The following is a 25,299-nucleotide window of genomic DNA, read 5'->3' on the forward strand; positions in this document are numbered from 1 at the left end:
ACGTCCCTGTTCATAAAACAGCCGGACGCCATTCGTCCATCTTAACCGTTCCGCTGACTGAAATTTGTGCCGGGGAGACCGTGCATTTCACCGCATAGGCCTCCACGCCGCGCGCCATCGCCCGCTGAAACGCCAGCGCATAGACGGGATCGAGATCGTCGCAGATACGCATCCGGTCGCAATCATCGCGCTGGATGAGATAGAGCATCACCGTACGGTAACCAGCTTCCGCTGCGTCACCCAGTTCTTCGAGATGTTTCGCGCCGCGTTTGGTGGCGGTGTCAGGGAATTCGGCCAGACCTTTTTCGCGCATGAAATGCACGTTCTTCACTTCCACATAGGCATCCGGCCGGCCGGGTTCCGACAGCAGGAAATCGATGCGGGAATTGCGGCCGTATTTCTGTTCGCGCCGGATCGTCGAATAGCCGTCAAGCTCAGGAATGCGGCCGTTCAGGATCGCCTCTTCCGCCAGCCGGTTCGGCATGCCGGTATTGATGCCGACCACGGTGCCATCGGCCTCGACCATTTCCAGCATGTGACGGTATTTGCGGGTGGGGCTGTCGTGTTCGGAAAGCCAGATGCGGGAGCCCGGTGTCGTCAGCCCGCGCATGGAGCCGGTATTGGGGCAGGAGCCCGTGATCGTCGTGCCGTCTTCCAGAACGGCATCGAACAGGAAACGCTTGTAGCGGGAGATCAACGTTGCGGGAATAAGCGGGGGCGTGAAGAACATGGGGCCTGAAAGATTAAGAGGTAGCGGGCGTGATCAGGACAGGACATAGGTTCCCGGCGCATCGCCGAGCACCGGACGCCTGCCATCTCCCGGTTTTCGCGCCTTCACCTTTTCGGCACTCTGGTTTTCGATCCAGCTCTGCCAGTGCACCCACCACGAGCCCTTATGGGCCGTGGCGGCGGCCTGCCAGGCGTCGAAGTCCCCAGCTGGTGACGGCCCCGTCCAATATTGGTATTTCTCAAGCTGCGGCGGGTTGACGACGCCGGCAATGTGGCCGGAAGCGCCGAGCACGAATTCCACCGGCCCGCCAAACAACGCAGCGCCCGTGAAGACCGATTTCGCCGGCGCGATATGGTCGTCGCGGGTGGCGAGATCGTAGACAGGGATATTGATATCGCCGAGATTGATCCGTTTGCCGGCAACGCGCATCAGTCCACGCGCGAGATTGTTCTCGAGATAACAATTGCGCAGATAAAACGAGTGGCTGGCGGCGGTCACCCGGGTCGAATCGGAGTTCCAGTAGAGCAGGTCGAAGGGCAGGGGCTCGGTGCCGCGCAGGTAATTATCGACCACATAGGGCCAGATGAGATCGGAGGCGCGCAGCATGTTGAAGACGGTCGCCATGATCGAGCCGTCGAGATAACCGACCGCCTGCATGTGCTTGTCCAGCGCCGCCAGCTGGCCTTCGTCAATGAAGACCTTGAGGTCGCCGGCATGGATGAAATCGGTCTGGGCGGCCAGCAGCGTGGCGCTACGGATGCGTTCATCGCCTTCCTGCGCATGCAGCGCCAGCGCCGAGGATAAAAGCGTACCGCCGACGCAATAACCTATGGCGTTGATTTGCCTCTCACCGGTCCGCTCCTCGATGGTATCAAGCGCAAAATCGATGCCTTCGCGGATGTAATCGTCCCAGCCCTTCTCGGCCAGACGGGCATCCGGATTGATCCAGGAGACCATGAACACGCTGTGGCCCTGCTCAAGGCACCAGCCGACGAAGGATTTCTGTGGGTTGAGATCGAGAATGTAGAATTTGTTGATCCATGGCGGCACGATCAGCAGCGGCCGCTTGAAGGCCTTCTGCGTCGTCGGCGCATAATGGATGATTTCGCAGAGCGGGCTTTTCGCCACCACCTTGCCCGGCGTGACGGCGATATTCTGGCCGATGACGAATTTGCTGTAATCGGTCTGGCGCAGTTTCAGGTGGCCATTGCCGGCTGCGACATCTTCCGCCAGCTGCGCCATGCCCTTGACGAGATTGGCGCCGCTGGAAGCCACCGTCTCGCGGAAGACCTGTGGATTGGTGAAGACGAAATTGGCCGGTGAAAGCGCCTCCGTTACCTGCCGCATATAGAACAGCGCCTTGGTGCGGGTATGTTCGTCAAGGCCTTCGGCTTCCGTCACCATCCGGTCGGCAAAACCGACGGTGGTCTGGTAGGCTTTCAGGAGAAAATCGAAGAAGGGATTGGCCTGCCAGTCGGCATCGGCAAAACGCCTGCTCCTGCGTTCGGCAGGACCGCTTTCGGCGGGTTTTTCAGAAGCCGAATCGGCGTCGTCGGAAAACTGCGCCACCGATTTAGCCCAAAGATCGTAATAGCTGGAAAGCAGATGGGTCTGCGCTTCGAGCGAGCGCTTCGGTTCGGCCATCCAGTATTCGGCGACATCGGAGAGCGTCTTGACCAGATCGGTCACGGGATCAGCGCTTGCCTGGGGGATTTCGCCGCGTTCGCGCGGCGCCAGCCATTCGGAGGCGGCCTTGCCGAGATTCTCGAGCGCGCGGGCGATATTGATCGCGAAGGTTTCCGGGTCGCGGATCAGGTAGGCTTCGGCGGAAGTAGCGTCGAAACCGGGCGTTTTTCCACCCTTTTTCTCTGCCCCGCCGTCAACACCTGCCATGCGCCATCCTCCACCAAATTTGTGTTTGCACATTCTGCATGAAAACGAATACAAGTTCCACCAGCAAGGGGAGGCCGCAAAGGGCCGAACCGCAGTCGAATTCGATATCGGCGATATCCTTACAGGCGGAACATGACGATGGGCAAGCACATGGGCACATGGGGAACATATGCGGAAAACGCCGCGAGAATCGCTGTTCTTTCGCTCTCTGGCACCTTGCTCGTCACCGCGCTTGCAGCCTGCAAGGCACCGGAGCCGATCGTTGCGCCCGCCCATATGCGCCGTCCGACGACTGAAATCGTCGGTCCGCGCCCCGTCAGCGACAATGCGGTGAGCCAGAAGCGCGATACCGGCACCTATCCGACCTTTTCGCAGCCGCTGACGGCCGCGGGCACCCAGATGGGTGAGGATGAGGCCTCCACCATGGAATCGAGCCTGTCGCGCCTCGGTGCGGCACGGCGCAACGGCCAGATTTCGGAAGCCGAATACAAGCGCCGGGTGGCCGAGCTGCGGGCGCTTGCCGAAAACCAGAAGCCGGTTGCGACGCCTGCAGCCTCGCAGTGAGATCATGCCGCGTATTTGCGCGGTTTCAGAGACTGGCCAGACCATCTTTGTTGACAAGACATGCCCCCCAAACGGTCGATTCCCTATGGAGCGAGCGGGTGTGCTTTGTTTCTTCTCTCTGGCGGAGAGAAGAAACATGCGGCGATGCCGAGCTTGTAACCCCTTCTTTACCCTGCCTTTGAACCATCCGCTTACCCAAGATGTTAAGCGGATGGATGAGGTTTGCCGCTATGATGCAGCCATAACAAACAGGCCGCTGAAAAAGCGGGGCACGGGGTGAAATATCATGAAATGCATCGCCGCTTTGCTGGTTCTTGCCGGTTTTGCGCTCGCACCCGCACAGGCGCGGGCGCCGCACATCAATTTCGGGACACCTGCACTTCAGGGGCAGTGAGAGGGCAAATTCCGTCAGTCGTTGCCGGCGGCTTCGCTCAGCACGTCGAGATCAGGCACCGTGATGTGACGGTTGTTTTCGATGCGGATAATGGCTTCCTTGCGCAGCTTTGTCATTTGCCGGCTAACCGTTTCGATGGTGAGGCCAAGGAAATCGGCGATGTCGGCGCGTGAAAGCGGCAAGTCGAAACAGGATTTGTCGTCGTTTTCCGGGTCGATATGGGTGGCGATCATATAAAGGAAGCTGGCAACCTTTTCCTGTGCCGATTTGCGACCCAGCGTCAGCATCCAGTCACGCGCCTCGTCCAGTTCCTTCAGGGACTGGTTGTGAAGCTTGCGTTCCATGTCAGGCACTTCGGACACCATGCGGTCGACAACGCGGCGCGGAAAGAGACAAATCTCCACATCGGTTGCGGCTTCCGCCGTCATCTTGCTTTCCGCCAGGAACGGACGGCCGAGGAAATCCGGTGCGAATTGCAGGCCGACGATCTGCTGACGGCCATCCGACATCATTTTCGACAGCTTCACCACGCCCTTCAGGATATTGCCATAGGAGGTGACGAGTTCGCCCTGGCCGAGAAGCTCGTTGCCGGCTTCCAGCTTTTTGCGGCTGGAATGGCGGTTGAGATCGCAGAGCTGCTGTGGTGTCAGCGTGCTGCAAAGACCGCCGTGACGCGCCTCGCAGGAGCGGCAAACAACGGGCTCTTCCGAATTGTGGATGGTCTTCTGCAGCGTGTCCATAAGCCTTTTCCAATGCTGGCTTTTCGGGACGATTGCGACCGTGGGTATCAAATACGGTCTCTTTGAAGGCTTGCGCCATGTAGCCGTCGTCCCCGCGTCTACTTTAGCAAGAACTTATGGCGCAATTTGATTGAAGTCAAAGTTGCAAACTGTCGCAGCCGTTACTGAAAGAGAGGAAATCGACATTTTCTTGATAAAAGGCAAATCGGGTGATGAATACCGAACTTCTTCACAAATATTCGGGTGCAGTGCCGCGTTACACGAGCTATCCGACCGCGCCGCATTTCCACGAGGGAATCGATAATGGCACTTATCGCGGCTGGCTCGGCGCGCTTGGCTACCGGAATCGCATATCGCTTTATCTGCATATTCCCTATTGCGACCGGCTGTGCTGGTTCTGCGCCTGTCACACCAAGCACACGCTGAAATACGAGCCGATTGCAGTTTATCTTGAAGCACTTAAGCAGGAGATTGCGGCGGTTGGCGCGCTTGTTTCGCCTGATGCGGTGGTGAGTGCTGTTCATTTCGGCGGCGGTTCGCCCACCATGCTGAAGCCGGAGGACATGCAGAGCCTGATGGACTGTCTGCGGCGTCACTTCACCTTCGGGCTCGCACCTGAAATCAGCGTCGAGATGGATCCCAATGATCTGGACGACAGCCGCTATGATGCGCTTGCCGCCATCGGCATGTCGCGGGCGAGCCTCGGCGTTCAGGACTTCGATGACAAAGTGCAAAAAACCATCAACCGCATCCAGTCCTTCGAACAGACGAAATCCGTCGTGGATGCCGTTCGGGCGAGGGGCGTGCATTCGGTCAACTGCGACATCCTCTATGGGCTGCCGTTCCAGACCTGTGAGACATTGGAAAGGACCGTCAACCAGATCGTGTCGCTCGATCCCGATCGCATCGCGCTTTTCGGTTATGCCCATGTTCCCTGGATGAAAAAACACCAGTCGCTGATCCCCGAACACGCGCTTCCGGATATTGCCGAGCGCTACCGCCAGATGACGATGGCGGGCGAGATGCTGAAACAGGCAGGCTACAAGGCGATCGGCATCGACCATTTCGCCAAGCCGACCGATACATTATGCCAGACCGCAGAAGCCGGCGCGCTGCGACGGAATTTCCAGGGCTACACGACCGACACCGCCGATGCGCTGATCGGGCTTGGTGCATCGTCGATCGGCAGGCTGCCGCAGGGTTATGTGCAGAACATGGTGGCGACGGGGGAATATCAGCGCATGGCGGGCGAGGGCGGTCTTGCCGTCGTCAAGGGCATTGAACTGTCGGAGGAGGATCATCTGCGCTCGCATGTCATTGAACGGCTGATGTGCGATTTTTCGATCGATCTTTCGGAATTGCAGCACCGTTTCGGTAAGGTGAGCCATTCCGTGAGGAATCAGGCACAGCTGTTCGCCGCAGGCGACAGGGATGGCGTGGTGCGTCTGGATGCCGATATTTTTGCCGTGACGGAGGCTGGAAAGCCGTTCGTGCGTAACATCGCGGCAATCTTCGACACCTATCTCGGTAACGGACGCGGCCGTCATTCGGTTGCTGTTTAGGCAACAGTTTTGGGGCAAATTACAAAGTTACGTCACGAAACCATTGGCTTTTTTGTGCGACTTGCCTATGTGGTGCGTCAGACAGGATAATTCATACGAACGACAATAAGGATTATGGGCGTGACAGCTACATTCGACAAGGTTGCCGACATTATCGCCGAAACCAGCGAAATCGACCGCGAAACCATTACGCCGGAGAGCCACACGATCGACGATCTGGGCATCGACAGCCTCGACTTTCTTGATATCGTTTTTGCGATCGACAAGGAATTCGGCATCAAGATTCCGCTCGAGCAGTGGACGCAGGAAGTCAACGAAGGCAAGGTTTCCACCGAAGAATATTTCGTGCTGAAGAACCTCTGCGCCAAGATCGATGAATTGCGCGCAGCCAAGGGCTGAAGCAACGATGCCCGCTTCAGGCGGGCATTTTTCTTTCTGGACCCAGCCTTTAAAGGCGGGTCGCAACCGACCAGAGACGGGCCGGACAGATGCTGCTTGAATATTTTCAGATGATCGACAAGGTCGAGGCCGTGGACATGGCGACGCGCACGTTGAAGGCGCAGTCGATCGTTCCCGACCAGAGCCCGGTATTCGAAGGTCACTTCCCCGGCATGCCGCTGGTTCCGGGTGTGCTGCTGATCGAAACCATGGCGCAGGCTTCCGGCATGCTGGTTCTGGCCTTCAGCGATTTTGCGTCCATGCCGTTCCTGATGTCGGTCGACGGCGCCAAGATGCGCACCTTCGTGGAGCCGGGCGCGGTTCTCGACATCGAGGCCGTGCTGGAGCATGACGGTTCCGGTTTTGCCGTCACCAAGGCGAAAATCACCTCGGACGGCAAGAAGGTCTGCGACGCGCAGCTTAAATTGCGCACCATGCCGTTCAGCGAAATTCCGCTCGGGCCTATCGTCAAGAAGCGGGCGGAAGAAGTCGGCCTGATGGCGGCGATTGCCGCGGATGCGCAGAAATAAGCGTTTCCACCCGTTTCGAAGGAGAGCGTTTTTCCCGTCGGCCCGGTTTTGACGCACGAAATTCGTGGGCTCGCGACGGCGGATCGGGCCTTCACCATTGCCAATCCGCATCGCGCGCTTTATTCCGCAACGCATGAAGTGGTTGTTCGCAACCGCTGTGGATAGCCGTGACCGTTTCTGCGGGGCCGGCTGCAAAGGATGACAGACGATGAAATCTGACAATGATGTGGTGATAACAGGGGTCGGCATCGTGACCTGTCACGGCGTTGGCAGCCAGGCGCATGTGGCGCTTCTTTCTGGAACCGCCGCGCCGGCGACGATTGTCGAGACCGAAAAATTCAAACCCTATCCGGTCCATCCCATGCCTGAGATCGACTGGTCCGCGCAGATTGCGAAGCGCGGCGACCAGCGCCAGATGGAAAACTGGCAGCGGCTTGGCGTTTTTGCCGCCGGTCTGGCGCTCGATGATGCCGGGCTGAAGGAAAATGCCGAAGCCTGCGCCACAATGGACATGATCGTTGCCGCCGGTGGTGGTGAGCGCGACATCAATGTCGATACGCTGATCGTCGACGAGGCGCTGAAGCGCAATGACCGCGAAAAGCTGCTCAACGAGAAGCTGACGACGGAACTGCGCCCGACGCTGTTTCTCGCCCAGCTTTCCAACCTGATGGCCGGCAACATCTCCATCGTGCACAAGGTTACCGGGTCTTCCCGCACTTTCATGGGCGAGGAAGCGGCGGGCATTTCCGCCGTCGAAACCGCATTCCACCGCATTCGCTCCGGCGAATCGAGCCACGCGCTGGTGGGCGGTGCTTTCTCTGCGGAACGTCCCGACATGATCCTGCTGTTTGAAGCCATCGGTGCACATGCGCAGGGCGGCTGGCAGCCGCTCTGGTCGCGTGGTGACCAGGACGGCGGCGGCATGGTTTCCGGTTCTCTCGGTGCGTTCCTTGTGCTGGAATCGCGCAAGCACGCCAGCGAGCGTGGCGCGCGCATCTATGCCCGCATCGACGCCATCGAGGGTGATCGCGGCAGCCGTGACGAAGGCAAGATGGAAAAGCGCATGGAGCGTCTGCTTGCCCCTGCCAAGGACGGCGCAGCCACTGTCATCTTCTCCGGCGCAAGCGGTTATGACGGTGTGACGGCCCGCGAGAAGGACATTCTCGAAAAGGCTCTGCCAAATGCTGTCATCCGCGGTTTCGGCGGTATCACCGGCCACGGGCTGGAAGCGCAGTTCCCGCTTGGGCTGGCGCTCGCGGCGCTGACCCTTGAAAGCGGCGCGAAGGTGCCGGCTTTCGACGCGGCCGAGGAAAAACCCATGGGCGAGGCGGCCAGCGAAGCCGTCGTCACCACCGTCGGCCATGTGCGCGGCGAAGGTGTCGCCGTTCTGTCCCGTGACGTGTGAGGAGAAAGACCATGACTTCCAACTTCAAGGATCATCTCGGTCGTCCCATCGTTGCCGTGACCGGCATGGGCATCATCACGTCGCTCGGGCAGGGGCTCGCCGATAACTGGGCGGCGCTGACATCAGGCAAATCGGGCATCCACAAGATCACCCGTTTCCCGACCGAGGGGCTTTCGACGCGGATCAGCGGCACGGTGGATTTCATCGATATCCCGGTTCCGAATTCGGTCGAGCGTTCCTATGCTTTTGCGCGTGAGACCACCATCGAGGCTCTGGCGCAGGCCGGTATATCAGGTGATTTCGACGGTCCGCTGTTTCTTGCAGCACCGCCAATCGAGCCGGAATGGAGCGCCCGTTTCGAGCTTGCCGACCGGTCGCCGCCGGCCGCCCAGCCGGGTGACGCCTATGAGCGGTTCCTGACGGCTTTCCGCCAGCGTCCCGATCCGGCATTCCAGGAAGCAGCACTTTTCGGCGCGATTTCCGAGCGTCTTTCCAACCGTTTTGGCACGCGCGGCCTGCCGGTCACGCTTTCGACCGCCTGTGCATCCGGCGCGACCGCGATCCAGCTTGGTGTCGAAGCAATCCGCCAGGGCCGCACCGAGCGGGCGCTGACGGTTGCGACAGACGGTTCGGTCAGCGCCGAAGCGCTGATCCGCTTCTCTTTGCTGTCGGCGCTTTCGACCCAGAACGATCCGCCGGAAAAGGCCTCCAAGCCATTCAGCAAGGACCGCGACGGTTTCGTGATCGCCGAAGGTGCGGCGACGCTGGTGCTGGAATCGCTCGAAGCCGCCGTTGCACGCGGTGCCAAGGTTCTCGGCATCATCAAGGGCGCCGGCGAAAAGGCCGACAGCTTCCACCGCACACGCTCTTCGCCCGATGGCGGCCCGGCGATCGCGACGATCCGCGCGGCACTTGCCGATGCGGGCGTGGCCGAAAGCGATATCGGTTATATCAACGCCCACGGCACCTCGACGCCGGAAAACGACAAGATGGAATATGGCTCCATGCTTGCCGTCTTCGGCGAGGGCCTGAAGAATATCCCGCTGTCGTCCAACAAGTCGATGATCGGCCATACCTTGACCGCCGCAGGCGCTGTGGAAGCGGTGTTTTCGCTGCAGACCATGCTGACCGGCACCCTGCCGCCGACAATCAACTACAACAATCCCGATCCGACCATCACGCTCGACGTGGTGCCGAATGTGAAGCGGGATGCTCAGGTGAGCGCGGTTCTGTCCAACTCCTTCGGATTTGGCGGGCAGAATGCAAGCCTTGTCATGACGCGGGAACCGGCCTGACCGGTTTCACCACTAACAGGAGCGTTTTCGCTTGAATTGCGAAAACGCTCTCGCTTCTTTGATTACGCATTCCGGCCGCAAAACCGTTACAGAGGTTTGCTGGAATAGCCCTTTAGATAAACGCCCTCGGGCGAAGGACTGATATATGCGCGCTCTTCAACTCGTGGACGACCGGAAGCTCGAAAAAGTGGACCTGCCCGAACCGGATGCTCCGGCACCGGGCGAGGTGACGCTGCGCGTCAAGGCGGTTGCGCTCAACCACATCGATGTGTGGGGCTGGCGCGGCATGGCTTTCGCCAAGCGCAAGATGCCGCTCACCATCGGTGCGGAAGCCTCCGGCGTGGTCGAAGCCATCGGTCCGGGCGTGTCGAACGTGCTGCCCGGCCAGCTCGTCGCAATCTATGGCGCGCGCACCTGCGGGCTGTGCAAACCCTGCCGCGAAGGCCGTGACAATCTGTGCGAACATGTGCAGGGCGTTCACGGTTTCCATCTCGATGGTTTTGCCCAGGAAAAGATCAATATTCCCGCCCGTCAGCTCGTGCCCGCGCCGCATGGCATCGATGCCGTTGCGGCTGCCCTTGCGCCTGTCACCTTTGGCACGGTCGAGCACATGCTGTTCGACAATGCCAAGCTCGAATCCGGTGAGACGATCCTCGTGCATGCCGGCGGTTCCGGCATCGGCACAGCGGCGATCCAGCTTGCCAAGAAGATGGGCTGCACCGTCATCACCACCGTCGGCTCCGACGACAAGATCGAACGGGCGAAGGCTCTGGGCGCCGACCACGTCATCAACTACCGGACCGACCGTTTTGAAGGCGTCGTGCGCAAGCTGACGAAAAAGAAGGGCGTCGACGTTGTATTCGAACATGTTGGCAAGGACACCTGGGCGGGCTCGATGTTCTCGCTGAAGCGCGGCGGCCGTCTCGTCACCTGCGGTTCTACGTCTGGTGTCTCCACCGATATCAACCTGATGATGCTGTTCCAGCAGCAGCTGAAGCTGCTCGGCTCGTTCGGCTGCCGCATGGAAAACATGGCCAACGCCATGCAGAAGATGGCGCGTGGCATCGTGCATCCTGTTATCGACACCGAAGTCACCTTCGACGATATCGACCGGGCGCTGGAACGTATGGAGACGCGTCAGGTGTTCGGTAAAATCGTTCTGCGGATGGATTGACCGTCTTGAAGCTTTTCCTGACACGGATCGTCCTGAAACTGGACCACTTCCGGCAGTGGCTGATCGCGACATTCGCCTTCGGCCTTCTCAACCTGCTGAAGCTCTTCCCCGCCGATGCGGGCATTCGCGCCGCCGACCGGCTGGCGCGCTGGGTGGGGCCGAAGACTGGTCGCCACAAGCTGATGCTTTATAATCTGGCACGCGCCTTTCCGGAGAAGTCAGAGGAAGAGCGGCTTGCGATCGCCATGGATAGCTGGGCCAATATGGGCCGGCTTGCGGCGGAATATGTGTTTCTCGACCGGCTGTTCGATTTCGATCCGGAAAAGAACGAGCCGGGCCGCATCGAGGTCGAGGGCACCTCGACCTTCCTCGAACTGCGCGACAATCCACGACCCTTCATCGTCTTTACCGCCCATAGCGGCAATTTCGAGCTGCTGCCGGTTGCCGGCTCGGCTTTTGGTCTCGATGTGACGGTGTTGTTCCGGCCGCCCAACAATCCCTTCGTGGCTGACAAGGTTTTCAATTTCCGCAAGGAGCGCATGGGTAATCTCGTGCCCTCGCATGCCGGCTCTTCCTTCGCGCTGGCGCGACAGCTGGAAAAGGGTGGCGGCGTGGGCGTGCTCGTCGACCAGAAATTCGGCAAGGGGCTGACGACGAAATTTTTCGGCCTTGAGGTTCGCACCAATCCGCTTCTCGCCAAGCTGGTGCGGCAGTTCAACTGCGATGTTTATCCTGCCCGCTGCGTGCGTCTTCCGGATAATCGCTACAGGCTGGAAATAGAGCCCAGGGTTGAAATTCCGCGCGATGAGAAGGGCAATGTCGATATTCAGGCGACGGCGCAGCTTCTGAACGACAAGGTGGAAAGCTGGGTGCGCGAATACCCCGGACAATGGCTGTGGTATCACGACCGCTGGGACGTGAAGCATCAGATTTGACGGGATCGTGTGCGGCCAGATTTTCGGTGATTCTCACGAAATTCGACGGGAAAATCGTGCGTTTCGGTACTTTTCCATATTTGCGGAACCTCATTTTTCGTTCATGGATTATCGAAATTGAAAAATTAGCGGCTGCTGTGATATTTTGAACAACAATCCTCGCGGCGTTCCTGCGTTTCGTTACGTCATTTTTAAGCGCAAAGACGCTACAATCAGGGGATAAAGGCTTAATCCGTTCGCATAGGTAGCGGGGTTATGCCCGTTCAGGGAGAGTTGGGTTGAAAGATTTGATTGAGTTGTTCTGGCTGCGTTATACGGAACTGCAATCTGCCGTTGGTAAAAACGAAGCCGACAAGATTGCCGTGCTGGAACGTGAACTGGAACAGCTCCTCGAGCGGGTTGTCGGACGCAAGACAGAAAACTCCGAAGATATCCGCGAGCAGTTCCGTTTTGCCATCGATCTCCTTAACCACGAGGCGGAAGACCTTGGCTGCGTGCAGCGCAACTCCGAGCTTCTTCGCACCCTTGTCGATCGCTACGTCGGCATGCCGTCAAAGGCGAAGGTCGTCGGTGACGAGGACGAAGACACTCTGGAGTGGCATCACCGCCATCTGATCCTCGATGAGGATATGCTCAACGATCTCGACGAGCCGGTGGTGATCGTTTCCCCTGGCTACCGCGTTTCCTTCGCCAATGCTCTCGATGCATTTCAGCGCAATGCCCCGGAAGGGCTTGTCGGCTGCCATATCGCCGAACTTGTCGGCGTTCACCGGTTCCAGAACAATCTCAGGGAAAAGCTCGACAATTGCTTCAAGGGCGATACGTCGAAATATACCTATGCGGAAGATCAGAATGGCCGCACGGTCGTCAAGTCGCTGGAAATGTCGCCGTGCTACTCGTCCGCCTACAAGCTCGTAGGTGCGATGGTGGTGATCCGCGAAATCGCCGATCGCCGTCGCCGCGCCGCTGGCTGAGGCAGCAGGGCGCCTTCCCATTGTCGGAATGACGGGAAAAGGCGCTCCACCATCCCTTATTTCGGGAATATGGTTTCCCAGACAGTGGCGATCGACCAGGCGGACGATGCGTCGACAAGAAGCTTCGTCGCCATGGCAAGGCATGACAGGACGAGCAGCGGGCGGATGATCTTTGCGCCGTTTTTCATCGCGAAACGGGATCCGATCTGCGCGCCGATGAACTGGCCGACCCCCATGGCCAGGCCGAGCTTCCACAAAACCGCGCCACCCATTGCAAAGACGAGAAAGCCGCCGAAATTCGAACCGAGGTTGAGAAGCTTCGTGTGGGCGGTCGCCTTCAGCATTCCGAAACCGGCAAGACCCACAAAGGCCAGCATGTAGAAGGACCCAGCGCCAGGGCCGAAAACACCGTCGTAAAAACCGATCAGCGGCGCGACCGCAAGCCCGAACACGAAGGGCGTGATGCGGCGGTGGCTGTCGACATCGCTGAGCTGCGGCTTGAAGGCAAAATAAAGCGCGATCGCAATCAACAGGAACGGCATGATGGCGCGCATGAGATCGGCCGGCACGAAGGCGGCTGTCAGCGCGCCGAGCATCCCGCCGGCCATGGCCATCAGCGCCATCGGCAATTGTTCTTTGAGATTCACATGGCCGCGTCTGGCATAGGCAAGGGTCGCAGAGGCGGAACCGAACTGCGCCTGCAGCTTGTTCGTGCCGAGCGTATCGAGTGGGGCGATGCCCATGATCATCATTGCGGGAATGACGATGAGGCCGCCACCACCGGCGATGGAATCGATAAATCCGGCAAAGATGGCGACGCAGAAGAGAACGATAAAAACGTTGAGGGCGATGTCTTGCACTGGGAATGTCCGGGCAGGCGAAGGAGAGGGCTTCTTCTTTCACCGAAAGGGCCACGGCGCAATCTCTTTCTGTGCGTTCAGCAGCGGGCAGGGGGATTGCGGTGTTGCCGCTTATCGTTATGTTTCCGTGGCGCGTCGCCGGAAGGACGGATGGCGCTTGAGACATATGGATGAGGGCATTATGCATAAAGTGATATTCGATACGGACCCCGGTGTGGATGACGCCATGGCGCTTCTGTTCCTGCACCGCCATCCCGATATCGATCTGATCGGCGTTACCACCGTTTTCGGCAATGCGCCCATTGATATCACCACCCGCAATGCGCTCTTCCTGAAGCGGGAATGGCAGATGACAGCACCGGTCGCCAGGGGCGCCGGCGTGACCTTCGATCCCGCCCGCAAGGAAGGCCACTGGCCGACCTTCATCCATGGCGAAAACGGTCTCGGCGATATCGATATCCCTGAGGCCATCGATCTGCCGCTCGACCCGCGCCCCGCACATCGTTTCATCATCGAGACGGTAAAGGCCAATCCCGGTGAGGTGACGCTGATTGCCGTCGGTCGCATGACCAATCTGGCGCTGGCGCTCAGCGAAGAACCTGACTTCGCGGCGCTGGTGAAGGAAGTGATCGTCATGGGCGGCGCCTTCGACATGAACGGCAATGTGTCGCCGGCGGCCGAGGCTAATATTCACGGCGATCCTGAAGCGGCCGATCTCGTCTTCACCGCGCCCTGGCGCGTGATCGTTGTCGGTCTCGATGTGACGATGAAAACGGTGATGACCAGCGCCTTCATGGCTGACATGGCAAAGGCCGGCGGCAAGCCGGTGCAGCTGCTTTCGGACCTGTCGCAGTTCTACATCGATTTCTACAAGACCCGCACCGGCGACGGCATGGTGGTGCATGACAGCTGCGCCTGCGTCTATCTTGTGGCGCCTGAGCTTTTTGAAACCCGCAGCGGCCCGGTACGCGTCGTCTGCGGCGGGCTTGCCGACGGCCAGACGATCCAGAAGCCGGATGGCCGCGCCTTTCCGCCCGGTGACTGGGATGGGCATCCGAGCCAGCTCGTCTGCACAAATATCGAGCCGGAGCGCGTGCTTTCGGTCATCCGTGCCGCAATTGTGACAGGGGAGCGCGGCTGAAGGGCGGGAATGGCTGTTCTTGAGCATGGCTTGCCTTGCATTTTCCAAGAATCTGGCGTTATGCAAGTTCCCTGATCGTAGTGCGCGATCCGCCATGCCTGAGGGGCTGAAAAGGCCGTGCCGGAAGGACGGGCGGATGGCCGCTATGCGGCGTGGGCCAAGAAAACCCCTGTAGGTTTTCCCGTGCTTTGCGCTACAATGAATAACGCCTGCCGGGTCGGTTCGTGTCGGCGGCGTTTAACAACAAAAAACGAACCTTCGTTATGGACCGGAAGAACCGGTCCATTCCCATGAGGAAAGAGATGGAAGAGTTTCATAAGGTCCGGCGTCTGCCGCAATACGTCTTCGAACAGGTCAACCGTTTGAAAGCGAGCGCGCGAGCGGCCGGGGCCGATATCATCGATCTCGGCATGGGCAATCCCGACCTTCCGACCCCCAAGGCGATCGTCGACAAGCTTTGCGAGGTCGTTCAGGATCCGCGTACCCATCGTTATTCCTCCTCCAAGGGCATTCCAGGCCTTCGCCGCGCGCAGGCCGGTTATTATGCCCGCCGTTTCGGCGTGAAGCTGAACCCCGATACGCAGGTCGTCGCGACCCTCGGCTCCAAGGAAGGCTTCGCCAATATGGCGCAGGCCATCACCGCGCCGGGCGACGTCATCCTGTGTCCGAACCCGACCTATCCGATCCATGCCTTCGGTTTCCTGATGGCGGGCGGTGTTATCCGTTCGATGAATGTCGAGCCTGATGACAGTTTCTTTGGCCCGCTGGAGCGCGCCGTGCGCCACTCCATCCCGAAGCCGCTGGCGCTGATCGTCAACTACCCGTCGAACCCGACGGCGCATGTCGCCTCGCTTGATTTCTACAAGGACGTGATCGCCTTTGCGAAGAAGCACGAGATCATTGTGTTGTCCGACCTTGCCTATTCGGAGATCTATTTCGACGACAACAATCCGCCGCCTTCGGTTCTGGAAGTTCCCGGTGCAATCGACGTTGCGGTGGAATTCACCTCCATGTCGAAGACCTTCTCCATGCCAGGCTGGCGTATGGGCTTTGCCGTCGGCAACGAGCGGCTGATCGCGGCGCTGACGCGTGTGAAGTCCTATCTCGACTACGGCGCCTTCACGCCGATCCAGGTTGCGGCAACGCATGCGCTGAACGGTGACGGCTCTGACATTGCCGAAGTGCGCAATGTCTATCGCCGCCGTCGCGATGTCATGGTCGACACGTTCGGCAAGGCCGGCTTCGAGGTTCCGCCGCCGGCGGCGACCATGTTCGCCTGGGCGAAAATCCCGGAAAAGTTCCGCCATCTCGGCAGCCTGGAATTCTCCAAGCTTCTGGTCGAGAAGGCCGATATTGCCGTTGCTCCCGGCATCGGCTTTGGCGAGATGGGCGATGATTACGTCCGTCTCGCGCTCGTGGAAAACGAGCACCGAATTCGTCAGGCAGCGCGCAATCTGAAGCGTTTCCTGTCGAGCGCAGACGAAACGATGCACAACGTCGTTTCGCTTAACGCCCACAGATAAGGGCAACCGAAGGCGGCCGGGCCTCGGCCGCCACCATCACCAACAAATCAGGAACATACCCATGGCAGATTCATTGAGAATCGGCATAGCGGGGCTCGGCACTGTCGGCGCTTCGCTCGTGCGCATCCTCCAGCAGAGAAGCAACGAACTTGCGATTACCTGCGGACGCGCGATTGAGATTATTGCGGTGAGCGCGCGCGACCGTTCGCGCGACCGCGGCATCGATCTCAAGGGTATTACCTGGTTCGACACGCCGGAGCAGATGGCAAGCGAAGCCGATATCGACGTCTTCGTCGAACTGGTCGGCGGTGCTTCCGGCCAGGCGGAAAATGCGGTGCGGGCCGCACTCGCACGTGGTCTCCACGTGGTGACAGCCAACAAGGCGCTGCTGGCCAAGCATGGCGTCGAACTGGCGACCATTGCCGAAGACAAGGGGGCGCTTCTCAATTTCGAAGCGGCGGTGGCCGGCGGTATCCCCGTCATCAAGGCGCTGCGCGAATCCCTGACCGGCAACCATGTGTCGCGCATCTACGGCATCATGAACGGCACCTGCAATTACATCCTGACCAAGATGGAGAAGGAAGGGCTGTCCTTCGAGGCCTGTCTGAAGGAAGCGCAGCGGCTGGGCTATGCCGAAGCCGATCCGGCCTTCGATATCGAGGGCAACGACACCGCTCACAAGCTCGCCATTTTGACCACGCTTGCCTTCGGCAACAAGATTTCGGCTGATGACATCTATCTGGAAGGCATCACCAATATCTCCAGCGAGGACATTCAGGCGGCCGCCGAACTCGGTTACCGCATCAAGCTTCTCGGCGTGGCGCAGGTGACCGAATCCGGCATCGAGCAGCGCGTGCATCCGACCATGGTGCCGCTCGATTCCGTCATTGCCCAGGTGGACGGCGTGACCAATGCGGTGGCGATCGAATCCGACATTCTCGGCGAATTGCTGATGGTCGGCCCGGGTGCGGGCGGCAACGCCACGGCTTCCGCCGTGCTGGGCGACATTGCCGATATCGCCAAGAGCCGTCCGGGCGCCCAGCAGGTGCCTGTCCTCGGCCGTCCGGCGAAATCCCTGTCGGAGTATCGCCGCGCCAAGATGAAGAGCCATGAGGGCGGTTATTTCATCCGCCTGACGGTGAAGGACCAGGCGGGCGTCTTCGCCTCCATCGCCACCCGCATGGCTGACAATAACATCTCGCTGGAATCCATCGTGCAGCGCCAGCGCGTGCATGTGGAAGGCGCGCCGCAGACCATCATCCTTGTCACCCATGCGACGATGGAAGATGCGATCCGCAAGGCGGTAAAGGCGATCAAGAACGAGAAATATCTCGTCAGCGAGCCGCAGGTCATCCGCATCGAGCGGACCTGAGACGCTTCATTATTTTGATGACACCGAGAGCCGCGCTTCCATATGGAGGCGCGGTTTTTCGTTGTATGGCTGCCTGTATAGCGCCGGTGGTCCGGCGCCCATAAAATTTGAGGGGAAGGCGTCGGAAGCGCTGGAAAACAAGGCGATTCGGCACTATGGTTAATCCTGTTCACCAAGCGAGGGAGGCGTGGCCGTGACATCGATCATCCTGTTCAAGGACAATAAGCGCGCTGGCATTGCGGCGACCCATCACCGGGCGCGGCCTCACAATGCCAATGACAATATTCGCACTATGGAATTCGACATGGGGGAGCATGAGCGCAACTGGTGTTCGCTCGCCGTCTTCTCGCTGCTGCTGCTCGTTGGCGCTGTCTCGATCGTCAGCCCATTTTTCTCGATTTTTTCGGTGTGAAACCTCATATGCGCGTTTTTGCTTGAAAAACGCGCCACCGCCATTTAGCCCGTCTTAAGAGCGCGATCAGGCGCATGACAGGACGAATGGACAGGATGGCAATGATGGAGCCGGCCGATACCGTGGCCCGCGCATTTTTAAGCGTGGAGCGGTCGGCGACAGAACAGCGCTGGGTATCGCGGCTGGATCAGGCCGGGCAGAACCGCGCGCTGGCCATGTCCCAGATTCACGCCATTCCCGAATTGATCGCACGCGTTCTTGCCGGACGCGGGGTGGGTGTCGATGACGCCCTGGCATTCCTTGATCCGACCATCCGCTCCCTGATGCCCGATCCGCATATGCTGACCGATTGCGAGAAGGCCGCCGAGCGGCTGGTACGCGCTATCGAGACCGGCGAGAAGGTGGCGATCTTCGGGGATTACGATGTCGACGGTGCAGCCTCTTCCGCACTGATGTATCGCTTTCTCGCGCATTTCGGTCTGACGCCGGAAATCTATATTCCCGACCGTATTTTTGAGGGCTACGGGCCGAACCCGGCGGCGATGCAGCAGCTTGCTGCCAATGGCGCGACGCTGATCGTGACGGTCGATTGCGGCTCAACCAGCCATGAATCGCTGCAGGCCGCCAAGGACGCGGGAACGGATGTCGTGGTGATCGATCACCACCAGGTCGGCACGGAGCTGCCGCCGGCGGTGGCGCTGGTCAATCCCAACCGCGAGGACGATCTTTCGGGGCAGGGGCATCTCTGTGCGGCAGGCGTGGTGTTCCTCGTGCTGGTCGCCACCCTGCGCCTATTGAAGGACAGGCGGAACCGGCAGGCCTTCACACTCGATCTGCTGTCCCTTCTCGATATCGTTGCGCTTGCCACCGTATGTGATGTGGTGCCGCTGAAGGGCCTCAACCGCGCCTATGTGGTCAAGGGGCTGATTGCCGCGCGCCACATGAACAATGCAGGTCTCGCTGCTCTGTTCAAGAAGGCGGGGCTTGGTGGCCCTGTCACACCCTATCATTTCGGTTTCCTGATCGGGCCGCGCATCAATGCCGGCGGCCGCATCGGTGATGCGGCACTCGGCAGCCGACTGCTGACGATAGATGATTCCTCGCAGGCCGAGGTGATCGCGGAGCGGCTGGATGAGCTGAACCGTGAGCGGCAGGCGATGGAAGCGGTGATGCTCGCGGAAGCCGAAGCGGAGGCTCTGTTCGAATATGGCGACGGCTCGGGTGCGGGCGTCATCGTCACCGCGCGCGAGAACTGGCATCCCGGCATTGTCGGCCTGCTCGCCTCGCGTCTGAAAGATCGTTTCCGCCGCCCGGCTTTCGCCATTGCTTTTGATCCCTCGGGCAAGGGCACCGGCTCCGGCCGTTCGATCAACGGTTTCGATATGGGGCGCATGGTGCGCGCCGCCGTGGAGGCCGGTTTGCTGGTCAAGGGCGGTGGGCATGCCATGGCGGCCGGTCTGACGGTTGAGCGCGCCAATCTCGGCAAGCTCAGGACCTTCTTCGAGGAGGCGGCCGCAAAGACCGTGAATGAGCTGGTGGAAAGCAGCGTGCTGAAGATCGACGGCGCCATCGGCGCCTCGGGCGCGACATTGCAGCTTGTCGACCAGTTGGAGCAGGCCGGTCCTTACGGATCAGGCCACTCGCAGCCGATCTTTGCCGTGCCGGCGCATCGCCTGCGCGACGTGCGGCTCGTGGGTACAGCTCACGTCAAGATCACGCTGGAGGCCATGGACGGCTCGCGGCTGGACGGTATCGCGTTTCGCGCTGCAGAAGCGCCTCTGGGGCAGATGCTGCTGAATGCACGCGGCAGGAACATTCACGTCGCAGGCACCGTGGGCGCCGATCTGTGGCAGGGCCAGAGGCGCGTGCAGCTGCGCGTTCTGGACGCGGCTTTCGCGCCCTGACGGGGCCTTGGAACTTACCCTGAATTTTGGGAACACTGTCTCTGACGAATGGCCGAGACACGCCAATGCGTCTTTACGCGATGCGTGAAGATTTTCGTGCAGACTACTGATTTTTATGGAGAAGCAAGTGGCACGCCCTAGGGGAGTCGAACCCCTCTTTTCAGAATGAAAATCTGACGTCCTAACCGATAGACGAAGGGCGCGTGCGCTTGTGGTGTGGCGCCCTTATAGTCAGGCTCCCGTTGCTCCGCAAGCGGAAAAATTGATTTTTTTCGCTTCACGACGAGTTTTTTTATGGAAGCCGAAAGGGCTGTGGAAAACTGAGCCGGGTCTGGCCAAGGCCTTGAAATTTCGCCGCTATCGCTGCGCGCCGGTAATGCCTTCATGCCTCGTGGAAGGCCGGGGGGTGCTTTTCCCAACCCTTAGCTGGCATCTGCCGCCCGCCGGAAAGAACCGACGCTATGACTTGTCTAAAGGGGGGAAAGGCAAGCCGGTCGATTTGCCCGCTGGCGCTTCATCCGGCTTGCCTTCCATCGGGGGGACAGCACTCTAACGTGCCGACCGGGAATCGGTTCCGGCGCATCGATCACGCGCGACGAATTCGCGATCTGTGAAGCTGCTTTATATTTTTGAAGAGGAAGAACACGAAGGCAAGTGGCACGCCCTAGGGGAGTCGAACCCCTCTTTTCAGAATGAAAATCTGACGTCCTAACCGATAGACGAAGGGCGCGTGCGCTTGTGGTGTGGCGCCCTTATAGTCAGGCTCCCGTTGCTCCGCAAGCGGAAAAATGCATGATTTGACAAAAAAATGACATGGACCGCCAGAAGCCCTGAGAAACAAGGATTCTTGTTTCGTAACAAATGGTTAAATGGTCGGGCTGTGGCTATTTTTGAGGCCTGTTGCTTTGGATGTGGGCTGTGAAACGACGACTCAGCACAAGCGTTGGCTTGATTGGAACTAACGGCGAGGCAGTGATGAGGTAGAACATATTTGCCGTCATCCTCGCCTCAGGGGCGAGGATGACGTTGGGTGTGGCCACTGTTTCTGCAATAAAAAACGGGGCCGAAACGGCCCCGTTGGATGATGCGTTGATGGCAAAAGTTCTCAGTGCAGAATCTGGCTGAGGAACAGCCGGGTGCGCTCGTGCTGTGGATTGTCGAAGAATTCGGCAGGCGAATTCTGTTCGACGATCTGGCCCTGGTCCATGAAGATGACGCGGTTTGCGACCTGGCGGGCAAAGCCCATTTCGTGGGTCACGCACAGCATCGTCATGCCGTCTTCGGCAAGGCTGACCATGGTGTCGAGCACTTCCTTGACCATTTCCGGGTCAAGCGCCGAGGTGGGTTCGTCGAACAGCATGATCTTCGGCTTCATGCAGAGCGAACGGGCAATCGCCACGCGCTGCTGCTGGCCGCCGGAGAGCTGGCCGGGATATTTATGAGCCTGCTCGGGGATCTTGACGCGCTTCAGATAGTGCATCGCCACTTCTTCGGCTTCCTTCTTGGGCATCTTGCGAACCCAGATCGGCGCCAGCGTGCAGTTCTCGAGGATCGTCAGATGCGGGAAGAGATTGAAGTGCTGGAACACCATGCCAACCTCGCGGCGCACCTCGTCGATCTTCTTCAGATCGTTGGTGAGCTCGATGCCATCGACATTGATCGTACCCGACTGATGTTCTTCCAGCCGGTTGATGCAGCGGATCATGGTCGACTTGCCCGACCCCGAAGGACCGGCGATGACGATGCGCTCGCCTTTCATGACCTTCAGGTTGATGTCGCGCAGTACGTGGAAGTCGCCATACCACTTGTTCATGCCGATGAGTTCGATCGCTACGTCCGTTGTCGAGACGGTCAGTTTTTTTGTTTGGGTTTCTGCCATTTGAGCGTCCCTTATCGTTTATGCCCGGTGTCGAGGTGCCGTTCCATGAACAGCGAATAACGCGACATGCCGAAGCAGAATATCCAGAATACGAAGCCTGCGAAAATATAGCCAGTCATGGCGGTGACGGGCGTCGCCCAGTTCGCATCCGACTGGTTGAGTGTGACAATGCCAAGCAGGTCAAACATGCCGATGATCGAGACCAGCGACGTGTCCTTGAAAAGACCGATGAAGGTGTTGACGATGCCCGGAATAACGAGCTTCAGCGCCTGCGGCAGCACGATCAGCCGGGTTTTCTGCCAATAGTTCAGGCCGAGCGAGTCTGCCCCTTCATATTGCCCCTTCGGGATGGCCTGCAAGCCGCCACGGATCACCTCCGCCATATAGGCGGACGAGAAGAGCGACACGCCGACCAGAGCTCGCAGGAACTTGTCGAAGGTCCAGCCGTCGGGAAGGAACAGCGGCAACATGATGCTGGCGAAGAACAGGACGGTGATCAGAGGAATACCTCTGATGACTTCAATGAAGAGCACGCAGAGCATCTTGATGACCGGCAGGTTCGACCGTCGGCCGAGCGCCAGGAGAATGCCGAAGGGGAGCGACACCGTGATCCCGAAGAAGGACAGGATGAGCGTCACCATCAGGCCGCCCCACAGCTGCGTTTCCACCTTCGGCAGGCCGAAGACGCCGCCGATGAGCAGGAAAAACGCAATGAAGGGCAGGATGATGAAAAGCACCAGCGCGTTGAGGCGCTTGAACGGCGCTTTTGGAATCAGCATCGGTATCAGCAGGATGGCGAACGTCACCATCACGAGGATGGGACGCCAGCGTTCGTCGATCGGATAGCGGCCGAAGACGAATTGTCCGAGCTTTGCCGAAACGAAAGCCCAGCACGCACCGGACTGGCCGTCCGGCAGCGCGCCGCCCTGCGAAGCGGTCAGGCAGGCGATACGATCGCTGCCGGTCCACACCGCGTCAATGAACAGCCACTTGATGACCGGCGGCACCAGATAGGCGAGCAGGGCAAGGGCGATCACCGTCAGGACCGTGTCCTTGGGGGTGGCGAAGAGTTTGGTGCGCAGCCAGTGACCGAAGCCGACGGCGCTCGAGGGCGCGGGTCTGGCGTCCTCGATGGTCTGCCGCACGAAAGCGTGATTGCTTGTTGTCATCGTCATCTCTCCACCAGGGCCATTTTCGCGTTGAACCAGTTCATGACCACGGCCGTGAGCAGGGACAGCGAGAGATAGATGACCAGCCAGATCGCAACGACTTCGACCGCCTGACCCGTCTGGTTCAGGATCGTGCCGCCGACGGAGACGATGTCGGCGAAGCCGACCGCGACCGCAAGCGAGGAGTTCTTGGTCAGGTTGAGATATTGACTTGTCAGCGGTGGGATGATGATGCGCATCGCCTGCGGAACGACGATCAGGCGCGTCGTGGTGCTGGAACGAAGCCCGAGCGCATCCGCAGCTTCCGTCTGGCCCTTCGCCACGGCCTTGATGCCGCCGCGAACGATCTCGGCGATGAAGGAGGCGGTGTAGAAGGAAAGCGCCAGAAACAGCGACATGAATTCAGGTGCGACGACCGCGCCGCCCGAGAGGTTGAACCGCCCGGCAATCGGGTAGTCGAAGGTCAGCGGTGAGCCGAGCGCGAGAAATGTCGCGGCCGGAAGGCCGATGATGAGAAGTGTAGCCGTGATCCCGGTGCGGAACTGCTGACCGGTCTTTTCCTGTCTCGCCTTTGCCCAGCGGTAAATGAAAAAGCTGATGACGATGGCGACCAGAAGGGCGAGCGGTATCAGCCACGTGCCTTCGCCCCAAAGGGGCTTCGGAAAGAAGAAACCGCGATTGTTGAGGTAGCTTCCGAGCGGAAGCTCCAGCGAATCACGCGCCTGCGGCAGGACTGAGATGACGCCCTTGTACCAGAAGAAGATGACGAGCAGGGGCGGGATGTTGCGGAAGATTTCCACATAGGCCTGCGCGAGCTTCGAAATCAGCCAGTTGCTGGACAGCCGGGCGATACCAACGATGAAACCGATGATCGAGGCGGCGATGATGCCAAAAAACGCAACCTGGATCGTGTTGAGAATGCCAACGAGCAAAGCCCGGCCATAGGTCGCGTCGCTGGTATAAGCGATCAGCGACTGGCCGATATCAAAACCGGCTCTTCCGTTGAGGAATCCGAAGCCGGACGAAATGTTTGACCGTTGAAGATTGGTGATCGTATTCGTCACGATGATCCAGACGAAGGCGGCCAGGATGACGACTGTCAGGACCTGATAGAAAATTCCGCGTATGCGTGGATCGTAGATAAGTGACGACGCGCTTTGCGCGCGCGATCGTTGCGAACTGACCGCGTTGCCTGCCATAGGCACCTTTCCCTTTTATATGCTCTTTGCGAGCTTATTTATATAATTTTAAAATGGAGGCCGGGCATTGCCCAGCCTCCTGTCATGATCTAGCCGATGATGGGGCCGATCAACGGACCGGCGGTGCGTATTGCAGGCCGCCCTTGGTCCACAGCGCGTTCTGGCCGCGCTCGATCTTCAGCGGAGAGCCTGCACCGACGTTGCGGTCGAAGACTTCGCCGTAGTTACCCACCAGCTTGATGATGTTGTAGGCCCAGTCGTTGGTCACGCCGAGATCGGTACCGATCTTGGTGCCTTCTTCCGTGCCGAGCAGGCGCTTGATATCAGGGTTGGCGCTGGTCTTCTGCTCATCGACGTTTTTCGAGGTGATGCCCAGTTCTTCGGCATTGACCATGGCGTAGTGAACCCAGGTCACGATGTCGAACCACTGGTCGTCGCCCTGGCGAACGGCCGGTCCAAGCGGCTCCTTGGAGATGACCTCAGGCAGAACGATGTTGTCGTCCGGGTTCTTCAGCTTGAGGCGGATGGCGTAAAGACCGGACTGGTCGGTGGTGTAGACGTCGCAACGGCCGGAATCATAGGCGGAGGTTGCGTCGGCTTCCTTTTCGAAAACGACCGGGTTGTACTGCAGATTGTTGGTCTTGAAGTAGTCGGCGAGATTGAGCTCGGTGGTCGTGCCGGTCTGAACGCAGACGGCGGCGCCGGAAAGCTCGAGCGCGGACTTAACATTCAAGCCCTTCTTGGCGATGAAACCCTGGCCGTCATAATAGTTGACGGTACGGAAGTTGAAGCCGAGCGACGTGTCGCGGCTGATCGTCCAGGTGGTGTTACGGGTCAGAACATCGACTTCACCGGACTGGAGAGCCGGGAAACGGTCCTTGCTCGAAAGGGCGACGAACTTGGCCTTGGAAGGATCGCCGAAAACCGCAGTGGCAATACCACGGCAATAGTCCACGTCGATACCGGACCATTCGCCCTTGTCATCGGGATTGGAAAATCCCGGAATGCCGGCGCTGACGCCGCAGGTGACGAAACCCTTGCCCTTCACATCCTGAAGCGTCGCAGCCGAAGCGACCGAGGCTCCTCCCAAAACTGCTGCGCCGATGGCGGCTGACAGAATTGCCTTTTTCATTTTTCCCAACCTTTGTTTGTTATCGTCACTTGGAAGAGGACCGGCATATTGTCTTGCCCCAGCTCCCCCTTCAG

General features: G+C 59.4%; 22 protein-coding genes and 2 tRNA genes. 14 read left to right on the forward strand and 10 right to left on the reverse strand.

Annotation, left to right across the window (positions count from 1 at the left end):
- Positions 1-10: 10 nt before the first annotated feature.
- Together sfsA and V6R85_RS22710 are read right to left on the reverse strand one after the other, a co-directional pair.
- Positions 11-730, reverse strand: coding sequence for a DNA/RNA nuclease SfsA (gene sfsA / locus V6R85_RS22705; RefSeq protein WP_111784453.1), 720 nt, complete (start codon positions 728-730; stop codon positions 11-13).
- Positions 731-763: 33 nt separating this feature from the next.
- The gene (locus V6R85_RS22710; protein ID WP_060725784.1) at positions 764-2,623 is read right to left on the reverse strand and encodes a PHA/PHB synthase family protein; all 1,860 of its coding nucleotides are present in this window, start codon (positions 2,621-2,623) and stop codon (positions 764-766) included.
- Positions 2,624-2,761: 138 nt separating this feature from the next.
- Between V6R85_RS22710 and V6R85_RS22715 the strand changes: the two genes are divergently transcribed.
- The gene (locus V6R85_RS22715; RefSeq protein WP_223567027.1) at positions 2,762-3,187 is read left to right on the forward strand and encodes a hypothetical protein; all 426 of its coding nucleotides are present in this window, start codon (positions 2,762-2,764) and stop codon (positions 3,185-3,187) included.
- A 408-nt stretch (positions 3,188-3,595) separates the two neighbouring features.
- Here V6R85_RS22715 and fnrN read toward each other — a convergent pair whose 3' ends face one another.
- Entirely contained in the window at positions 3,596-4,321 is a 726-nt protein-coding gene (gene fnrN / locus V6R85_RS22720) for a transcriptional regulator FnrN (protein ID WP_111834434.1), read from the reverse strand.
- Positions 4,322-4,533: 212 nt separating this feature from the next.
- Here fnrN and hemN point away from each other — a divergent pair, with 212 nt between their 5' ends.
- The 8 genes from hemN to V6R85_RS22760 all read left to right on the forward strand — a co-directional run bounded on the left by hemN (position 4,534) and on the right by V6R85_RS22760 (position 12,634).
- Complete coding sequence (gene hemN / locus V6R85_RS22725) at positions 4,534-5,883, forward strand: oxygen-independent coproporphyrinogen III oxidase (RefSeq protein WP_111834433.1); 1,350 nt, start codon at positions 4,534-4,536, stop codon at positions 5,881-5,883.
- Between the two features lie 114 nt (positions 5,884-5,997).
- Positions 5,998-6,282 (forward strand): acyl carrier protein, encoded by a 285-nt coding sequence (locus V6R85_RS22730; protein WP_003495848.1) that lies wholly within the window; start codon positions 5,998-6,000, stop codon positions 6,280-6,282.
- Between the two features lie 89 nt (positions 6,283-6,371).
- A complete protein-coding gene (locus V6R85_RS22735) occupies positions 6,372-6,851 on the forward strand; it encodes a 3-hydroxyacyl-ACP dehydratase FabZ family protein (RefSeq protein ID WP_099085397.1) in 480 nt (159 codons plus the stop codon).
- Between the two features lie 208 nt (positions 6,852-7,059).
- Positions 7,060-8,256 carry a beta-ketoacyl-ACP synthase gene (locus V6R85_RS22740; protein ID WP_107675573.1) on the forward strand — a complete coding sequence of 399 codons (1,197 nt, stop codon included), beginning with the start codon at positions 7,060-7,062 and terminating at the stop codon, positions 8,254-8,256.
- 11 nt (positions 8,257-8,267) lie between these two features.
- Positions 8,268-9,551: a beta-ketoacyl-ACP synthase gene (locus V6R85_RS22745; protein ID WP_111834432.1), complete on the forward strand. Its 1,284-nt coding sequence runs from the start codon at positions 8,268-8,270 to the stop codon at positions 9,549-9,551.
- A 145-nt stretch (positions 9,552-9,696) separates the two neighbouring features.
- Complete coding sequence (locus V6R85_RS22750) at positions 9,697-10,725, forward strand: zinc-binding dehydrogenase (protein WP_020810302.1); 1,029 nt, start codon at positions 9,697-9,699, stop codon at positions 10,723-10,725.
- Positions 10,726-10,730: 5 nt separating this feature from the next.
- Complete coding sequence (locus tag V6R85_RS22755; protein ID WP_003502881.1) at positions 10,731-11,660, forward strand: lipid A biosynthesis lauroyl acyltransferase; 930 nt, start codon at positions 10,731-10,733, stop codon at positions 11,658-11,660.
- A 278-nt stretch (positions 11,661-11,938) separates the two neighbouring features.
- The gene (locus V6R85_RS22760) at positions 11,939-12,634 is read left to right on the forward strand and encodes a hypothetical protein (RefSeq protein WP_003502880.1); all 696 of its coding nucleotides are present in this window, start codon (positions 11,939-11,941) and stop codon (positions 12,632-12,634) included.
- Positions 12,635-12,690: 56 nt separating this feature from the next.
- Here V6R85_RS22760 and V6R85_RS22765 read toward each other — a convergent pair whose 3' ends face one another.
- Entirely contained in the window at positions 12,691-13,494 is an 804-nt protein-coding gene (locus V6R85_RS22765) for a TSUP family transporter (protein ID WP_003502879.1), read from the reverse strand.
- 181 nt (positions 13,495-13,675) lie between these two features.
- Between V6R85_RS22765 and V6R85_RS22770 the strand changes: the two genes are divergently transcribed.
- The 5 genes from V6R85_RS22770 to recJ all read left to right on the forward strand — a co-directional run bounded on the left by V6R85_RS22770 (position 13,676) and on the right by recJ (position 19,846).
- Positions 13,676-14,635, forward strand: coding sequence for a nucleoside hydrolase (locus tag V6R85_RS22770; RefSeq protein WP_111834533.1), 960 nt, complete (start codon positions 13,676-13,678; stop codon positions 14,633-14,635).
- Positions 14,636-14,937: 302 nt separating this feature from the next.
- On the forward strand, positions 14,938-16,158 hold the full coding sequence (locus V6R85_RS22775) for an LL-diaminopimelate aminotransferase (RefSeq protein WP_003502876.1): 1,221 nt from the start codon (positions 14,938-14,940) through the stop codon (positions 16,156-16,158).
- Positions 16,159-16,219: 61 nt separating this feature from the next.
- On the forward strand, positions 16,220-17,530 hold the full coding sequence (locus tag V6R85_RS22780) for a homoserine dehydrogenase (protein WP_020012584.1): 1,311 nt from the start codon (positions 16,220-16,222) through the stop codon (positions 17,528-17,530).
- 187 nt (positions 17,531-17,717) lie between these two features.
- A complete protein-coding gene (locus V6R85_RS22785) occupies positions 17,718-17,942 on the forward strand; it encodes a hypothetical protein (RefSeq protein WP_060725790.1) in 225 nt (74 codons plus the stop codon).
- Positions 17,943-18,037: 95 nt separating this feature from the next.
- Complete coding sequence (gene recJ / locus V6R85_RS22790) at positions 18,038-19,846, forward strand: single-stranded-DNA-specific exonuclease RecJ (RefSeq protein ID WP_111834430.1); 1,809 nt, start codon at positions 18,038-18,040, stop codon at positions 19,844-19,846.
- A 128-nt stretch (positions 19,847-19,974) separates the two neighbouring features.
- On the opposite strand, the gene V6R85_RS22795 is transcribed toward recJ, so the two are convergent.
- From V6R85_RS22795 to V6R85_RS22820, 6 genes are all read right to left on the reverse strand, one after another.
- Positions 19,975-20,049 (reverse strand) — tRNA-Glu (locus tag V6R85_RS22795).
- A 452-nt stretch (positions 20,050-20,501) separates the two neighbouring features.
- Positions 20,502-20,576, reverse strand: a tRNA-Glu gene (locus V6R85_RS22800).
- 375 nt (positions 20,577-20,951) lie between these two features.
- On the reverse strand, positions 20,952-21,725 hold the full coding sequence (locus V6R85_RS22805) for an amino acid ABC transporter ATP-binding protein (protein WP_111834429.1): 774 nt from the start codon (positions 21,723-21,725) through the stop codon (positions 20,952-20,954).
- A gap of 11 nt (positions 21,726-21,736) precedes the next feature.
- The gene (locus V6R85_RS22810; protein WP_003502867.1) at positions 21,737-22,894 is read right to left on the reverse strand and encodes an amino acid ABC transporter permease; all 1,158 of its coding nucleotides are present in this window, start codon (positions 22,892-22,894) and stop codon (positions 21,737-21,739) included.
- A gap of 2 nt (positions 22,895-22,896) precedes the next feature.
- Positions 22,897-24,093: an amino acid ABC transporter permease gene (locus tag V6R85_RS22815; protein ID WP_003502865.1), complete on the reverse strand. Its 1,197-nt coding sequence runs from the start codon at positions 24,091-24,093 to the stop codon at positions 22,897-22,899.
- A 109-nt stretch (positions 24,094-24,202) separates the two neighbouring features.
- The gene (locus tag V6R85_RS22820) at positions 24,203-25,225 is read right to left on the reverse strand and encodes an amino acid ABC transporter substrate-binding protein (RefSeq protein WP_003502863.1); all 1,023 of its coding nucleotides are present in this window, start codon (positions 25,223-25,225) and stop codon (positions 24,203-24,205) included.
- Between the last annotated feature and the right edge of the window lie 74 nt (positions 25,226-25,299).

The organism is Agrobacterium sp. CCNWLW32, assembly GCF_037083425.1.
In the GTDB taxonomy this organism is placed as follows: Bacteria; Pseudomonadota; Alphaproteobacteria; order Rhizobiales; family Rhizobiaceae; genus Agrobacterium; species Agrobacterium radiobacter.

What these genes read in the sequence shown, in the direction of transcription:
- sfsA (WP_111784453.1), bottom strand. Translation starts at nt 730, where the DNA reads ATGTTCTTCACGCCCCCGCTTATTCCCGCAACGTTGATCTCCCGCTAC.
- V6R85_RS22710 (WP_060725784.1), bottom strand. Translation starts at nt 2,623, where the DNA reads ATGGCAGGTGTTGACGGCGGGGCAGAGAAAAAGGGTGGAAAAACGCCC.
- V6R85_RS22715 (WP_223567027.1), top strand. Translation starts at nt 2,762, where the DNA reads ATGGGCAAGCACATGGGCACATGGGGAACATATGCGGAAAACGCCGCG.
- fnrN (WP_111834434.1), bottom strand. Translation starts at nt 4,321, where the DNA reads ATGGACACGCTGCAGAAGACCATCCACAATTCGGAAGAGCCCGTTGTT.
- hemN (WP_111834433.1), top strand. Translation starts at nt 4,534, where the DNA reads ATGAATACCGAACTTCTTCACAAATATTCGGGTGCAGTGCCGCGTTAC.
- V6R85_RS22730 (WP_003495848.1), top strand. Translation starts at nt 5,998, where the DNA reads ATGGGCGTGACAGCTACATTCGACAAGGTTGCCGACATTATCGCCGAA.
- V6R85_RS22735 (WP_099085397.1), top strand. Translation starts at nt 6,372, where the DNA reads ATGCTGCTTGAATATTTTCAGATGATCGACAAGGTCGAGGCCGTGGAC.
- V6R85_RS22740 (WP_107675573.1), top strand. Translation starts at nt 7,060, where the DNA reads ATGAAATCTGACAATGATGTGGTGATAACAGGGGTCGGCATCGTGACC.
- V6R85_RS22745 (WP_111834432.1), top strand. Translation starts at nt 8,268, where the DNA reads ATGACTTCCAACTTCAAGGATCATCTCGGTCGTCCCATCGTTGCCGTG.
- V6R85_RS22750 (WP_020810302.1), top strand. Translation starts at nt 9,697, where the DNA reads ATGCGCGCTCTTCAACTCGTGGACGACCGGAAGCTCGAAAAAGTGGAC.
- V6R85_RS22770 (WP_111834533.1), top strand. Translation starts at nt 13,676, where the DNA reads ATGCATAAAGTGATATTCGATACGGACCCCGGTGTGGATGACGCCATG.
- V6R85_RS22775 (WP_003502876.1), top strand. Translation starts at nt 14,938, where the DNA reads ATGGAAGAGTTTCATAAGGTCCGGCGTCTGCCGCAATACGTCTTCGAA.
- V6R85_RS22780 (WP_020012584.1), top strand. Translation starts at nt 16,220, where the DNA reads ATGGCAGATTCATTGAGAATCGGCATAGCGGGGCTCGGCACTGTCGGC.
- recJ (WP_111834430.1), top strand. Translation starts at nt 18,038, where the DNA reads ATGGCAATGATGGAGCCGGCCGATACCGTGGCCCGCGCATTTTTAAGC.
- V6R85_RS22805 (WP_111834429.1), bottom strand. Translation starts at nt 21,725, where the DNA reads ATGGCAGAAACCCAAACAAAAAAACTGACCGTCTCGACAACGGACGTA.
- V6R85_RS22810 (WP_003502867.1), bottom strand. Translation starts at nt 22,894, where the DNA reads ATGACAACAAGCAATCACGCTTTCGTGCGGCAGACCATCGAGGACGCC.
- V6R85_RS22815 (WP_003502865.1), bottom strand. Translation starts at nt 24,093, where the DNA reads ATGGCAGGCAACGCGGTCAGTTCGCAACGATCGCGCGCGCAAAGCGCG.
- V6R85_RS22820 (WP_003502863.1), bottom strand. Translation starts at nt 25,225, where the DNA reads ATGAAAAAGGCAATTCTGTCAGCCGCCATCGGCGCAGCAGTTTTGGGA.